General features: G+C 42.2%; 14 protein-coding genes and 1 tRNA gene. 5 read left to right on the top strand and 10 right to left on the bottom strand.

The genetic code is table 11. From position 1 onward, the window contains the following. The first annotated feature begins 22 nt into the window (after window positions 1–22). Complete coding sequence (locus ABIE26_RS24435; protein ID WP_310146372.1) at window positions 23–745, top strand: ThuA domain-containing protein; 723 nt, start codon at window positions 23–25, stop codon at window positions 743–745. Window positions 746–749: 4 nt separating this feature from the next. On the opposite strand, the gene ABIE26_RS24430 is transcribed toward ABIE26_RS24435, so the two are convergent. From ABIE26_RS24430 to ABIE26_RS24420, 3 genes are all read right to left on the bottom strand, one after another. Beyond that, on the bottom strand, window positions 750–1,229 hold the full coding sequence (locus ABIE26_RS24430) for a hypothetical protein (RefSeq protein ID WP_310146370.1): 480 nt from the start codon (window positions 1,227–1,229) through the stop codon (window positions 750–752). 71 nt (window positions 1,230–1,300) lie between these two features. After that, entirely contained in the window at window positions 1,301–2,158 is an 858-nt protein-coding gene (locus tag ABIE26_RS24425; protein WP_310146368.1) for an alpha/beta hydrolase, read from the bottom strand. A 36-nt stretch (window positions 2,159–2,194) separates the two neighbouring features. Then, the gene (locus ABIE26_RS24420; RefSeq protein WP_310146366.1) at window positions 2,195–3,187 is read right to left on the bottom strand and encodes a GlxA family transcriptional regulator; all 993 of its coding nucleotides are present in this window, start codon (window positions 3,185–3,187) and stop codon (window positions 2,195–2,197) included. Between the two features lie 152 nt (window positions 3,188–3,339). On the opposite strand from ABIE26_RS24420, the gene ABIE26_RS24415 reads away from it, so the two are divergent. Beyond that, complete coding sequence (locus ABIE26_RS24415; RefSeq protein ID WP_310146365.1) at window positions 3,340–4,263, top strand: SRPBCC family protein; 924 nt, start codon at window positions 3,340–3,342, stop codon at window positions 4,261–4,263. A gap of 329 nt (window positions 4,264–4,592) precedes the next feature. Here ABIE26_RS24415 and ABIE26_RS24410 read toward each other — a convergent pair whose 3' ends face one another. Beyond that, window positions 4,593–5,060 (bottom strand): Lrp/AsnC family transcriptional regulator, encoded by a 468-nt coding sequence (locus ABIE26_RS24410; protein WP_310146363.1) that lies wholly within the window; start codon window positions 5,058–5,060, stop codon window positions 4,593–4,595. A gap of 146 nt (window positions 5,061–5,206) precedes the next feature. Between ABIE26_RS24410 and ABIE26_RS24405 the strand changes: the two genes are divergently transcribed. Further along, window positions 5,207–6,337: a histidine decarboxylase gene (locus ABIE26_RS24405; protein ID WP_310146361.1), complete on the top strand. Its 1,131-nt coding sequence runs from the start codon at window positions 5,207–5,209 to the stop codon at window positions 6,335–6,337. Window positions 6,338–6,393: 56 nt separating this feature from the next. Here the strand turns inward: ABIE26_RS24405 and ABIE26_RS24400 are convergent, their stop codons facing one another. From ABIE26_RS24400 to murQ, 3 genes are read right to left on the bottom strand one after another with little or no spacing between them, the layout of a single operon-like run. After that, a complete protein-coding gene (locus ABIE26_RS24400) occupies window positions 6,394–7,143 on the bottom strand; it encodes a Bax inhibitor-1/YccA family protein (protein ID WP_310146359.1) in 750 nt (249 codons plus the stop codon). A 50-nt stretch (window positions 7,144–7,193) separates the two neighbouring features. Beyond that, on the bottom strand, window positions 7,194–7,763 hold the full coding sequence (locus tag ABIE26_RS24395; RefSeq protein WP_310146357.1) for a hypothetical protein: 570 nt from the start codon (window positions 7,761–7,763) through the stop codon (window positions 7,194–7,196). A gap of 11 nt (window positions 7,764–7,774) precedes the next feature. After that, window positions 7,775–8,581 (bottom strand): N-acetylmuramic acid 6-phosphate etherase, encoded by an 807-nt coding sequence (murQ, locus tag ABIE26_RS24390; RefSeq protein ID WP_310146355.1) that lies wholly within the window; start codon window positions 8,579–8,581, stop codon window positions 7,775–7,777. 195 nt (window positions 8,582–8,776) lie between these two features. Between murQ and ABIE26_RS24385 the strand changes: the two genes are divergently transcribed. After that, the gene (locus tag ABIE26_RS24385) at window positions 8,777–10,357 is read left to right on the top strand and encodes a S41 family peptidase (protein WP_310146353.1); all 1,581 of its coding nucleotides are present in this window, start codon (window positions 8,777–8,779) and stop codon (window positions 10,355–10,357) included. 1 nt (window position 10,358) lies between these two features. On the opposite strand, the gene der is transcribed toward ABIE26_RS24385, so the two are convergent. The 3 genes from der to era form a co-directional block, all read right to left on the bottom strand. Next, the gene (der, locus tag ABIE26_RS24380) at window positions 10,359–11,660 is read right to left on the bottom strand and encodes a ribosome biogenesis GTPase Der (protein WP_310146351.1); all 1,302 of its coding nucleotides are present in this window, start codon (window positions 11,658–11,660) and stop codon (window positions 10,359–10,361) included. A gap of 101 nt (window positions 11,661–11,761) precedes the next feature. Continuing rightward, window positions 11,762–12,268, bottom strand: coding sequence for a TlpA family protein disulfide reductase (locus ABIE26_RS24375; protein ID WP_310146349.1), 507 nt, complete (start codon window positions 12,266–12,268; stop codon window positions 11,762–11,764). 33 nt (window positions 12,269–12,301) lie between these two features. Next, window positions 12,302–13,180, bottom strand: a complete 879-nt coding sequence (gene era / locus ABIE26_RS24370; RefSeq protein ID WP_310146347.1) for a GTPase Era — start codon at window positions 13,178–13,180, stop codon at window positions 12,302–12,304. Between the two features lie 111 nt (window positions 13,181–13,291). On the opposite strand from era, the gene ABIE26_RS24365 reads away from it, so the two are divergent. Next, window positions 13,292–13,367 (top strand) — tRNA-Met (locus ABIE26_RS24365). Window positions 13,368–13,403: the final 36 nt, after the last annotated feature.

The following is a 13,403-nucleotide window of genomic DNA, read 5'->3' as shown; positions in this document are numbered from 1 at the left end:
ATCTTCATTAAAATTTAATGCAATGAAGACTATCAGGTTAATCCTATTATTCTGGCTATTCAGTATTACAGCCTTTGCTCAAAAAAAAACACACCTGCTGATTGTTACGGGAGGCCATGGCTTTAAGCAGGCACCCTTTTATCAGATGTTTGACGACCTAAACTTTAGCTACGACAAACTTGAACAGCCCAAAGCCAACGAATTGATCGCCAGCGAGGGTGTAGCCCGCTATGATGCCCTGGTCTTTTACGATATGTACAACAGCATTACCGAACAGCAAAAGCAGGCTTACCTGCGGTTGCTGCAAAAAGGCAAAGCTATGATATTCCTTCACCATGCACTGGTCTCCTATCAGGACTGGGATGAATTTCAACACATCATTGGCGGAAAATACTATGAAAAAGCTACCGTCGTTAATGGCGATACGCTTCAATCCACCTACCAGCACGATGTCACCATTCCGGTAAAAATAGAAAACAAGCGCCATCCTGTAACCAGGGGCATTAACGATTTTGAAATATTTGATGAGGTGTACGGCAAGTTTGGTACTCAACCAGGCATTAAACCTTTGTTGAGCACCAGCCACCCCGGCAGTTCCAGGTATATTGCCTGGACCAATCACTACGGCAACACTGATGTCTTGTTTATCCAACCAGGTCACGGGCCGGAGGCTTTTGCAAATCCCAATTTCAGGAAGCTGCTTCAACAGGGCATCAACTGGTCTGTAAAGCAACATAAAAAATAAATCCTTATTCCTTACACTCTGCAGGACTAAAGATAAACCGGCCTTTGTCAAAGCTGATGGGTTTCCCCTTAACAAAATAAGACCTGCCCATAGTCGTTTCTATCTGCCCAACGCCAAGCACCATTTTACCGTCTTTCTTCAGTAAAGCAAGCGGGTTTTTGTAAACGGTCTTGTTGGTCTCACCTATTTTAAAAGTATAATCAACAAATAAGGTATCGCCACTAAATTTACCCTCTATTTCCCCGTCATTCTTCCCTTTTTCTGCATAATTAATGGTCAGATGGCCGCTTACCTTTCCACTTCCTTTTGTATTTACCAACAGATTCGCAGTGTCTTTTCCGTCGGCAGCAACAAAACACTGTTTACTGATCACCGAATCCGCATCGGCTAAATCGCCTTTCTGTTCTGTATTACTATTGCCACTGCAGCTGAATAACAACGGCAAGGCCATAAACGCAAGGTAGAGGGGGGTGTTTTTCATCATAAAGTTAATTATTGAACAATCGGTTAATTAATTACTTAATATACCCAATAAAAGTCAAATTGTTTTAAACCTTATTGTTTTTTTGGATATAAAAGACGGAATGCATTAAACAATGCCGGATGGCCTGCCGTAGCATGGTCCTCTTCGGGCAGGTAATCAAAATACACTTTCAGGTTTTTAGACTGCCCCCGCTTTATTTTATCGGCCAGCAGCCTGGCATCATCTTCCATGATGTGATTTTTTGAACCGTCGATAGCACCTTCTTTTCCTACACCAATATAGATTTTCGTTGGAATGGCATAATCCGCTTTCAAAATCGCGGGACTGCCCTTTAGCAAAGCGCCGTCTTTCCACCATAAACTCGGACTGATAATGATGTAAGTATTGAACAGTGAAGGTTTTGTGAACAATATTTCAGTTGCCAGCAAGCCGCCTAAAGACTGTCCGATAATGGTTTTATCGGAAGTTGTCCTATACTTCTTTTCGATGAATGGCTGAAGTTCCTTCTCGAGGAAAGCCATAAATTTTTCACTTCCCCCATTCCGGGGGATGATCTTTTGATCACTTTCCCGAGCAGAAGGTGCAGTAAAATCCCTGCGCCTGTTGGTATTGGCAATGCCTACCACTACAGACTGCGGAATCCTGCTGATCCAGGAAAAAGTGTTGTATTGTACCAAACCAACTACATGAATAAAATCTTCATCAGCGGCCCCGTCCAGCAGGTAAATCACCGGATATTGTTTTTTAGGATCATAGTCTTCCGGCAGGTAAATATTGAGGACCCGGTTCTCCTTCAAAATTTCGGAATGCAGCTGATCTACGTAGCCAAGGCCGAATGTTTTGGTATTTTCGGGAATCCATTTAGATTGCGCATTCACGCCAGAAAGTGCAAAAAAAGTAAATAAGGCAATTAGCAATGTGTTTTTCATAGTATATCGTTTGCGCCCGCGGGCGATGCAACGAAATTAAAAATTCCCCAGCGATTTATTGTATTTGCTTTTATATTCAAGGGGCGACATGCCGGTAATTTTACGAAAAACTTCTCTGAAAGCCTTCACATCCGCGTACCCCACCTCGTACATTACCTCGTTGATCGTTTTGCGCGAAGTTTCCAAAGCCTTTTTTGCAGACTCAATCTTTACACGCTGCTGGTATTCTACTGGCGTATTACCTGTTGCTTTAATAAAGCGGCGGTCAAAATTCCTCCGTCCAACAGTAAACCTTTCGGAAAGCTGTTCAACGGAAAGCTTCTCGGCAAAATTCGCTTCAATATATTCCTGTGCCTGCCTGATCACTTCATCTCCATGCGACTTTTGTCCTCTGAAAATGACAAAGTCAGATTGCGTTTGCCGGTCTATGTCAATCTGAAAAATCTTGGAACAATAAATCGCTGTTTGCCGGTCGTAATATTTTTCAACCAGGTAAATCAACAGGTTCAAAAACGAGTACCCCCCACCATTGGTATAAATACCGTCCTCATCTGTAATCAGTTTTTCAGCTTTTAAATTTACCTGGGGAAATAGCATTCGGAAATTCGCAGCAGCATTCCAGTGGATAGAGCAACTCTTTTTATCCAGCAAGCCTGTCGAAGCCAGTATGTACGCTCCGGTACACATGCTGGCAACCTCAGCTCCTATTTTATACTGTTTAAGTATCCAATCGACCAGCACGGCATTGCCCGCTTCCACTTCCTTAAAGGCCGCGGCAATTGCAGGAATAATAATCAGATCGGTTTTGTCTATCGTATCCACATGCACCTGTGGCATAATGGTCAGCAAACCATTCACAAAACTCGATTGCCCGGCTACCCCTGCCAGTTCAATACTGAACACCTCTGGCTGATTGTGTTGTTTCCTATATTTATTGGCCTCTGTAAAAATATGATAGGCCCCCACTATGCAGGATAAAGTATTAGGGCCAGCCTGGGCATCCGGCACCAGTATACTGAGGTGTTTCATAACTATGGATCTGTATGACAAAGTTAAACAAGTCAACTGTCCAAATCAACCCCTTATAAAGTCTATTTTACACCCTCCTTAAGTCATAAGCCATCCGTAAATTTGATCTAATAAAATGAAAACTTGACAATTACATATCAAAAAGCCCAAAGATGAAACAAGAAGATTTCACAACAGAAATTACCGTAGATGCTACCCCCGAACAGGTATTTAAGGCCATTAATAACGTCCGCGGATGGTGGTCAGAAAATATAGAAGGATCTACAGACAAACTCAATGATGAGTTTTTATACCATTACCAGGATGTACACCGCTGTAAAATAAAAATTACGGAAATGGAAATGAACACCAGGGTAACCTGGCATGTGCTTGATAACTATTTTAAGTTTACTACCGACAAAACGGAATGGAAAGACACCAATGTAACTTTTGAACTTACCAAAAAGGGAGAAAAGACAACATTAAAATTCACGCACAAAGGCCTGGTTCCTACCTACGAATGTTACCAGGTTTGCCACGATGCATGGACACATTACATACAGGACAGTTTAAAAATGCTCATTACAACAGGCATAGGTAAGCCTACACCAAAAGAAACCGCAGCGGCTATTACCAGCCAGCCTACGGAAACCGCTGACCAGCAGGCAACAAAAAGCATTTACCACAGGCTATTGATTATGGCACCTGTAGAAACAGTGTATGAGGCCATCACCACCCAAAAAGGCCTGGCTGGCTGGTGGACACCAGATACGATTGCAAAGCCTGAAACCGGAACTATCCTGAGGTTCGGTTTCGGCCCCGACTACTTCAAGGAGATGGAGGTAACGGAACTCAGGCCTTACAGCCTGGTTAAATGGCGCTGCTTAAAAGCTTTTGAGGACTGGATCGGCACTACGCTTACTTTTGAACTGGAAGCACACAAAAAGGGATGTGTTTTATTATTTCATCACGATGGCTGGGCAGCATATACACCAGAATTTGCAAGCTGCAGCTTTGACTGGGCACTTTTTTTCAGGAGCCTGAAATCACTCTGCGAAACCGGAAAGGGTTTTCCTTATCCGGAGTTTAATAAATAATGATACAAGCAAAAATGGTACAGGTTGATAAAAAGTTGCCTGGGGATATAATTATCAAAAAGGCCACTTTTCCCCGGAATGAGCGGATCAGGCTCTGCTTGGGTACTATAACTCAGACAACGGAATCAGATGAGCACGGGATAATGAACTGTTAAGCTAAATGCCTGATTAAGGTTAAGTAAACACCAAATCAAAGGCTGGTCCAAGTCCGCTTCGAAACTTATTGGGATAAAAGTTACTTTTTCCCAGTCAAACCCGAAGCAATCCCGAATCAGTCCTTGATTTGCCCAATAGTTGGTGCTTGGTCGGGGCAAGAAAAACAGAAGACTTTAGTCAATCTCCAATGCAGTCTCTTTTTTAATCTCTTTTAAAATAAAGCTACTGTTCAGATTAGATACATTGGAAAAGGTAGACAGGTGTTGCATCACAAACTCGTGGTAGTCATTTACATCTTTTACGGCAATTTTAAGCACATAATCCTGACTGCCGGCAATGCACATCACTTCAAGCACTTCGTTGAGAGAAACTACGGCCTCTTCAAATTGTTTTAGGGTGTCCAGCGACTGCTGTTTTAAGGTAACGTGACAAAGCACCAGGAGGTGCTTACCCAGTTTAACACGATTTACCAGCGCTACATATTTATCGATGTAACCATCCTGCTTTAGCCTTTTGATGCGTTCGTAAGTAGGAGAAACACTGAGGCCTATCTGCGCTGCAATGTCTTTAGCCGCCAGGGCAGCATCTTTTTGAAGGATGTTAAGTATCTGCTTGTCAAAGTTGTCCAGTTCGCCGGCCATAAAATTTTACTGTTAAAATGAATAATAGTATTGATGTTTAGTTAAAATTCCTGTAAATATCTATTAAATCAGACAATATTACTGAATTTTATTATTAACATAGTTTTAATACTTGTAAATGTACTTTTGTGGCATAAATAATTTTTATGCAAACCAAATTAAATTCTGTCGACTTTGAACGTTTAAATGCTTATATGAAAAAGGCTGAAGAACGTTCTGAACACTTTATCGGCTATCCGATTGCCAGGGATTTTGACTATTCTGAATTGTATCCGCTGTTGAAACTCCCTTTGAATAATGTGGGTGATCCGCAAGTTGAATCTACATACGACCTCAATTCCAGGTCACTTGAACAGGAAGTACTGCAGTTCTTTGCGCAATTGTTTAATGCACCCGAAAACAACTGGTGGGGCTATGTGACCAATGGCGGTTCGGAAGGTAATTTATATGGCCTTTATGTAGCACGGGAGCTGTATCCTAATGGGATTGTTTACTACTCTGAATCCACTCACTATAGTGTCCAAAAGAACATTCAATTGCTGAACCTGAGAAGTATCGTTATCAGTACCGAGGAGAACGGGGAGATGGATTACAACGATCTGAAGCAGATGATACAGATGCACCGCGATCAGCCGGTAATTATTCTGGCCAATATTGGCACTACGATGACGGAAGCCAAGGATGATTTGATTGAAATAAAGAAAATCCTAAGGCAGCTGGCTGTAAAAAATCATTATATCCATTGTGATGCGGCTTTGGCTGGAACTTACAGTGCGGTGCTCGACTTAAAACCGGGCTTCGATTTTACCTGCGGCTCCGATAGTCTGGCTATCAGTGGCCATAAATTTATAGGCTCACCAATTCCATGTGGCTTGGTGCTGGTTAAAAAGAACTATAAGGAAAGGATTGGCAGGTCTATACCTTATATTGGCACCGTAGACACTACCATCACCGGCAGTAGAAACGGGCATAGTCCGGTTTTTTTATGGTATGCCATTAAAAAGATGGGCATAGATGGCTTGAGACAGCGGGCACTGGAAAGCCTGGAAGTTGCCGCCTATGCGGTTGAAAAGCTAAACGAGATGGGCATTAGCGCCTGGAGAAACCCCTCGGCGCTTACCGTAGTGTTTCCGCAACCTTCGCTTAAATTGTGCCTGAAATGGCAGATCGCTACAGAGAACGGACAGAGCCACATCATCTGTATGCCTGGTATTACCAGAAAAAAAATAGATGAGTTTGTATCTGATCTGGTGACTGAAATGGAACTCGTGGTATAAAAAAGAAAGGCCCGGACATAAAATGTCCGGGCCTTTCTTTTTTATATTGTTAAAGACTATCTTCTGTCTCCGAATATTCTTAACAGGTAGATAAAGATGTTCAGGAAGTCCAGGTATAAAGACAGGGCGCCCATAATAGCTAGTTTCTTTGTATCTGCGTCTTCCATTGTTGCACCGCTTTCTTCTATTCCGGCACCAATTCTCTTTAGCTTTTGTACATCATAAGCTGTTAAAGCAGTGAATATGGCAATACCAATGAAAGCCATGAAAAGACTAAAGTTCTCGCTTTGGATAAACATGTTTATTACACTGGCGACAATGAGCCCTACCACACCGATCATTAATATCGGTCCAAATTTGCTCAGGTCTACGTTGGTGGTGTAACCCATAAAGGCCATGATACCAAATATACCCGCAGCGCCTATAAAGCAACTCAAAACAGAGCCAGAAGTGTATGCCAGTAAAATAAAGCTTAAACTAACACCGGTTAATACTGAATAAAGTATAAAAACGCCTACTAAAGCTCCAAAAGAAAGGCGGTTAAGACCTGCACTCATCAATAAAACCAAACCAAGTGGGGCAAACATTGCTACCCAACCCAATATGCCCATTTTGCCGGTCTCCTGGTTAATCAGGTAAGAAAGCACTTCAGGCGTGCTGGCCATGTAATAGGCGGCAAAGCTTGAAATACTTAATGCCACAAACATCCAAAGGAATACATTGGCAAAGAATTTTTTGGCAACTCTACCCGTAATATTTTCTACAAAAACGGATTGTTTTGACCAATCTTGATTGTTGTTGTCCATAGTTATTATAAATTTATTTAAAGGTACTAATTGTTTTACTCATACAAAAGCTATGCCCCGAGCCTTTTTGTCAGGGTTTCTTCAACTTTTTTGAAGAATTGAAGGGGTTTTAAAGTTCTCCATGCCAAATCGTCAAGCTGTCCGCCAAAATTAATATAGTAATCAATATTGTTGTTCCGGAATTCATCGATTACATGCGGCTGGAAATTGATGCCGGTAATCCAGCCATCTTCGACCTCCTGAAACCACTCTTCGTAATAACTGTCTTCGGAGGAATGGAAGTTCAGAACGTTTTCTCCGATCAGAATGAACTTATTGATGCCCTCATCCATCATGAGTTCCAGAATTTCACGCTTCAAAAGCATAATATCATTGCCTATGGCATCGTTCCATTCCCCTATGAATTCAATAATGGCGTATTCTCTGTCATAATCAACAAATAATACTTTCAGGTATAAAGTAGCCGATCCAAAATCATCCCATTGTGGATGGATCAGAAAATTGTACAGCTGTTTATCGAAATAAAACTCCGAATACTCCGTATTGTAAAAAGGCGAACGATCATCTTCGGCGGCAATATAATCATCGCGCCAAAGATAAAAAGGTTCAATTTCGTGCATGGTCCGGAATTTTACTTGTGGCTGGCCTCAACCGCCTTGCGGACACTTCCATAACGAATCAGCAGATCAGCAGCATGATCATGGTCTATATTCAGTTCGTCCATTACCATTTGTGTGCCCCTGTCAACCAGTTTATGGTTGGTCAACTGCATGTCTACCATTTTGTTCCCTTTTACCCGGCCAAGCCTGATCATAACAGTTGTGCTCAGCATATTCAGGACCAGCTTTTGTGCTGTCCCCGATTTCATGCGGGTTGATCCGGTTAAGAATTCTGGCCCCACCACTACTTCTACGGGATAATCGCTTTCAGCGGCAATAGGGCCGCCTTCATTGCAAACAATACAGCCGGTAAGTACACCATTTTCACGGGCTGTATGTAAGCCACCGATTACATATGGGGTTGTGCCTGATGCAGCAAGGCCAATCAGGCAGTCTTTTTCATTAATCTTAAACTCCTGTAGGTCTACCCAGGCCTGGGCTGAATCGTCTTCAGCATTTTCAACTGCTTTTCTTATTGCAGTATCACCACCTGCTATGATGCCTACCACCCAGTCAAATGGGACACCAAAAGTAGGCGGACATTCAGAAGCATCAACTACCCCTAAACGACCACTTGTGCCTGCCCCGATGTAAAATAACCTGCCCCCTTTCATCATACGTTCAGCAACCGCAGAGGCCAGCTTTTCGATCTGAGGAAGTGCTTTCTCTACTGCCTGGGGAACAATTTTATCTTCATTATTTATGCCTGTCAGAATCTCCAGTACCGACATTTTATCGATGTCGTGGTATTTTGATTCCTGCTCGGTTACTCTAATCATAATGCTCTGTTTTCTTTAATTTTTGCTCATTTTCCGATTGCCTCCCGGCAAGCCTTTCACATAAGTCGCTTTCAATTTGGCAAATGTTTCATAAAATTCGGTATTTTCTTCCTAAACGCGAAATATAAGCTTAAAATCAGCACAATATATTTATTTATTGAAGGGTAATTTTATAACTTTACACAGCATTTACCCATGAAGAAAAATACCTCTTATAATGCCCTTATTGCCCTCACTTATTCTGTTACATTAATAGGTGGGATGTTTTTTGGTTACAAATTTTTAAAAGATCAGGGGTATCAATTTCAGAAGCCTGTTCAGTTTGCAGATAGTAACGCCGAAAAGGTGGATGAAATTATCCATATCATCAATAAAAAATATGTTGATGAGGTAAATGCAGACTCGTTGAACCATTTACCTATCGACAGCCTCCTGCACCAGTTGGATCCTCATAGTATCTACCTTCCACCAGCCAAAGCCAGCGAAATGCTGGAAACCCTGGGAGGCAATTTTGAAGGGATCGGGATTGAATATTATATTCTGAATGACACTTTGCTGGTTACCAACGTGGTAAAAGACGGACCTGCATTTATGGCCGGAATAAGGCAGGGAGATAAGATATTACAAATTGATACAGCCGTAGTGAGTGGAAAAGCGCTGCCGCGCGAACAGATGGTAGGACGTATCAGGGGCCGTAAAGGGACTGCTGTAAAATTAACCATTCTGCATCCAGGAGATACACAACGTACAGTATATACAGTTAATCGTAACCGCGTAAAGGTAAGCAGCATTGATGCGGCTTACATGTTGAACCCTGAGACGGCCTATGTCAGGATCAGTAAGTTTGGGGCGGATACAGACAAAGATTTTGTAGAATCGGTAAGGCAGCTCAAAGCAAAAGGGATGAAGAAGTTAGTCCTCGATTTGAGGGACAATGGCGGTGGTTATCTCAGTGCTGCAACCGGACTGGCCAACCAGATACTCGAAGAAAATAAACTGATTGTTTATACGGAAGGTAAACATGAGCCCAGGACAGATTACGTGGCTACCGGCGGAGGAGAGTTTGAGCAAGGGAAACTGGCAGTACTGATCAATGAGAACTCTGCTTCGGCAAGCGAAATCCTGGCAGGGGCAGTACAGGATTGGGGCAGGGGCGTAATTATCGGCAGGCGCTCGTTTGGCAAGGGCCTGGTACAGGAGCAATTTCCCTTTGGAGATGGTTCTGCTTTGAATCTTACCATTGCCAGGTATTACACGCCTTCAGGTAAAAGCATTCAAAAATCTTACAAAAAAGGATACAACGCTTACCAGAATGAAATTGAAGATCGCTTTAATGATGGCGAGCTTACTTCGGATGTAGCTGGCGCAGGAAAAGACAGTCTGCAGCGCAAAAATCTGACCCGTGGCGGTATCCGTCCGGATATTTATGTAAAGCTGGATACGAATGGCTACAATCGGTTTTACGGCAAACTGGTAGCCAAAAAAGTCTTATTCGATTTTGTGTACGATATACTGGGTGCCCGATACAATGCAGAGCAGCTGGAACAGAGAATGGCGAAGTTTGCAATCAGTGAATCAGACTACAGCGATTTTCTAAAGTACATTCAAAAGCGCAATATTCCAATAGATCCGAAGCAGCTATATATAGCCAAGCCTTTGATATATAACGACCTCAAGGTGCTTTTATACAAATACCATTTGGGTGATGCGGGTTATTACAAGGCCCTAAACCTAAATGACCCCGTGGTGAAGCAAGCCGTTACCAGCCTGCAATAACTTATTTCTGTCTGAAATAGATCTGAACCGGTACCCCACTGAAATCAAAATGCTCGCGTAGTTTATTTTCAAGGAAACGCTTATAGGGCTCTTTAATATATTGAGGAAGGTTGCAGAAGAAAGCAAACATCGGAGAACTTGCATTGATCTGTGTAATGTATTTGATCTTGATGTATTTTCCTTTCAATGCTGGCGGTGGGTAATTCTCGATGATAGGCAGCATGACGTCATTTAACTTTGATGTAGGTATCTTCTTGCTTCTGTTTTTAAATACATCTAATGCTGTTTCCACCGCCTGGAATATCCGCTGTTTATTTAGCGCAGAAATGAAAATGATGGGAACGTCGGTAAAAGGCTGCAGTTTCTGGCGGATCTGCTCTTCAAAAACATTCACTGTTTTGCTGTTTTTTTCTATCAGGTCCCATTTGTTGACCAAAACGACAATTCCTTTTTTGTTCTTTTCTGCCAGGTGAAAAATGTTTACATCCTGTGATTCCAGGCCCTCTACGGCATCTATCATCAGGATCACTACATCGGCTTCTTCAAGGGCCTTGATGGTCCGCATGACAGAGTAAAACTCTATGTTTTCCTTAACCTTGGTCTTTTTACGCAGCCCGGCCGTATCAATAAACATAAACTCATGTCCGAATTGGTTGTAATGGATGTGTATAGAATCGCGGGTTGTACCTGCTATAGGCGTTACAATATTTCTTTCTTTACCGATTAAGGCATTGATGAGGGAAGATTTTCCAACATTTGGACGGCCTACAATGGTAATTTTTGGCAAAGTGTTCTCTTCTTCCGGAACATCTTCAAAATGTTTGATCACCTCATCCAGCAAATCCCCTGTTCCGGAACCTGTCATCGAAGAAATGGGGTGGATTTCGCCCAGGCCAAAGCCATAAAATTCAGCGGCATCGTTTTGAAGCTGCGTATTATCAACCTTGTTTACGACAACAAATACCGGTTTTTTGCTTCTTCTCAGCAACTGAGCGATTTCATCGTCGAGATCAGTAATTCCTGTAGTTACGTCTACCATGAACAGCAAAACAGTCGCTTCTTCGATAGCAATAACCACCTGTTCGCGAATAGCGGCCTCAAAAACATCCTCTGAATTGGCTACATAGCCACCGGTATCAATCACAGTGAATTGCTTGTCCGTCCACTCCGCCACACCATAATGACGGTCGCGCGTAACGCCGCTAAAATCATCAACAATAGCTTTACGACTTTCGGTTAAGCGGTTAAAAAGGGTAGATTTGCCTACGTTTGGTCTTCCGACAATTGCGATAATATTTGACATGGGTATTTTATACGAATATTTTAAAAGCCACAAAGATACATAATCCCATCGATATGATTGGGTTTAGTTTTTTGTGGCTTCAAAAAGGTACTTAAACCAGCTTAGGATTTGTATTTTTCCATTAGCCCCTTCAATACATCTTCTGTAAGCTGGTGGTTGTCAAGCAAAGGAAAGCCTTCCCAGATCACAACACCTTTTGGACTAATGAGGATTACATGGGGGATTCCTTTTACCTGTAAGGCATTTTTTAGTGTTGCTTTGGTATCTACAGCCTCGCTGTACTTGATTTTAGGGTTTTCAAATTTCTCCACAGTTTCAGCGGTCTCATCAGATAAGCCTATGACTGCAAGTTTGTCCCCGAATTTTTCGTGAAAATTGTTTAAGGTGGGGATGTATTTTCTGCAAGGCCCACACCATGTGGCCCAGAAGTCTATCAGCACAAATTTGCCCTTTGTTTCTGGCTGGGCACTGATCCATTTTTCTACGACCAGTTCAGGTGCTTTCTGATTAAGGACAGATGAAGCCCATAACTTTTTGTCGTGATTGGATTCCTGTGCAAAAGCCATATTAACGCTTAAAATGGCAATCAATAAAAATAATTTTTTCATGATAAGTATTTAGTCTAATACAAAGAAAAAATGTTATTGGTCATAACCAAAGCTTTTGAGGTAATTTTTTTTGCTGCGCCAGTCGGGCAACACCTTTACAAAAGTTTCCAGAAAAACCTTCTGGTCCAGGAATTTTTCAATGTCCTTACGGGCTTCCATGCCTACTTTTTTTAGACTGGCCCCACCCTTGCCAATCAGGATGTTCTTCTGGGAATCACGTTCTACAATAATTTCAGCACTGATGCGGGTAATGTTTTCTTCTTCTTTAAATGCGGTAATGATTACCTCTGTGCTGTAAGGAATTTCCTTCTGGTAATTGTTGAAAATCTTTTCGCGGATGATCTCTGAAACGAAAAAACGCAGGTTACGATCGGTAAGGTCCTCCTTGTCGTAAAATGGGGCATGTTCGGGCAGGTAATTCAGTACAGTATTTAAGATGCCATCCAGGTTATACTGATGCAATGCCGAAATGGCAAAAATATGTTTAGGTTTTAGCTGTTCCTGCCAGTAGGCTACTTTTTCATCTACCTGTTCCTGGGTCGCATTGTCGATTTTGTTGATCAGGACGATCATAGGGATACTGGTGTGTGTAATTTTCTCCAATACATCGTTTTCATCGTGCTGTTCATTGATATCGGTAACAAACAGGATCAGGTCAGCGTCTGTTAATGCCCCTTTAACAGAATTCATCATAGAATCCTGGAGCCCATACCGGGGTTTGATGATGCCGGGCGTGTCAGAAAAAACAATTTGATAGTCTTCTTCGTTCACGATTCCTAAAATCCGGTGACGGGTGGTCTGCGCTTTGGGAGTGATGATAGAGAGTTTTTCACCCACCAGGGCGTTCATTAGGGTTGATTTGCCTACGTTGGGCTTACCGATGATGCTTACAAAACCTGCTTTATGTGACATGAAAATATTTTTTAAAATAAATTTGCACCACAAAGAAACGAATTATATCTTTGCATTCCAATTCGGAAGAAGAGTTAAGGATTTAACAGAAACTAAAAGAATTGCATATAGTGCGGGGTGGAGCAGTTGGTAGCTCGTCGGGCTCATAACCCGAAGGTCATCAGTTCGAGTCTGGTCCCCGCTACCAAAAGGTTCGCAGCTTTAATACAGCTGAGGCAATCTT

The organism is Pedobacter africanus (genome assembly GCF_040548825.1).
In the GTDB taxonomy this organism is placed as follows: domain Bacteria; phylum Bacteroidota; class Bacteroidia; order Sphingobacteriales; family Sphingobacteriaceae; genus Pedobacter; species Pedobacter africanus_A.
Note: the sequence above shows the minus strand (reverse complement) of the source record. Positions and strands in the feature narration are given on the sequence as shown.

Bases quoted from the DNA above. Each gene is read 5' to 3' on its own strand.
- ABIE26_RS24435 (WP_310146372.1), top strand. From the start codon at position 23: ATGAAGACTATCAGGTTAATCCTATTATTCTGGCTATTCAGTATTACA.
- ABIE26_RS24430 (WP_310146370.1), bottom strand. From the start codon at position 1,229: ATGATGAAAAACACCCCCCTCTACCTTGCGTTTATGGCCTTGCCGTTG.
- ABIE26_RS24425 (WP_310146368.1), bottom strand. From the start codon at position 2,158: ATGAAAAACACATTGCTAATTGCCTTATTTACTTTTTTTGCACTTTCT.
- ABIE26_RS24420 (WP_310146366.1), bottom strand. From the start codon at position 3,187: ATGAAACACCTCAGTATACTGGTGCCGGATGCCCAGGCTGGCCCTAAT.
- ABIE26_RS24415 (WP_310146365.1), top strand. From the start codon at position 3,340: ATGAAACAAGAAGATTTCACAACAGAAATTACCGTAGATGCTACCCCC.
- ABIE26_RS24410 (WP_310146363.1), bottom strand. From the start codon at position 5,060: ATGGCCGGCGAACTGGACAACTTTGACAAGCAGATACTTAACATCCTT.
- ABIE26_RS24405 (WP_310146361.1), top strand. From the start codon at position 5,207: ATGCAAACCAAATTAAATTCTGTCGACTTTGAACGTTTAAATGCTTAT.
- ABIE26_RS24400 (WP_310146359.1), bottom strand. From the start codon at position 7,143: ATGGACAACAACAATCAAGATTGGTCAAAACAATCCGTTTTTGTAGAA.
- ABIE26_RS24395 (WP_310146357.1), bottom strand. From the start codon at position 7,763: ATGCACGAAATTGAACCTTTTTATCTTTGGCGCGATGATTATATTGCC.
- murQ (WP_310146355.1), bottom strand. From the start codon at position 8,581: ATGATTAGAGTAACCGAGCAGGAATCAAAATACCACGACATCGATAAA.
- ABIE26_RS24385 (WP_310146353.1), top strand. From the start codon at position 8,777: ATGAAGAAAAATACCTCTTATAATGCCCTTATTGCCCTCACTTATTCT.
- der (WP_310146351.1), bottom strand. From the start codon at position 11,660: ATGTCAAATATTATCGCAATTGTCGGAAGACCAAACGTAGGCAAATCT.
- ABIE26_RS24375 (WP_310146349.1), bottom strand. From the start codon at position 12,268: ATGAAAAAATTATTTTTATTGATTGCCATTTTAAGCGTTAATATGGCT.
- era (WP_310146347.1), bottom strand. From the start codon at position 13,180: ATGTCACATAAAGCAGGTTTTGTAAGCATCATCGGTAAGCCCAACGTA.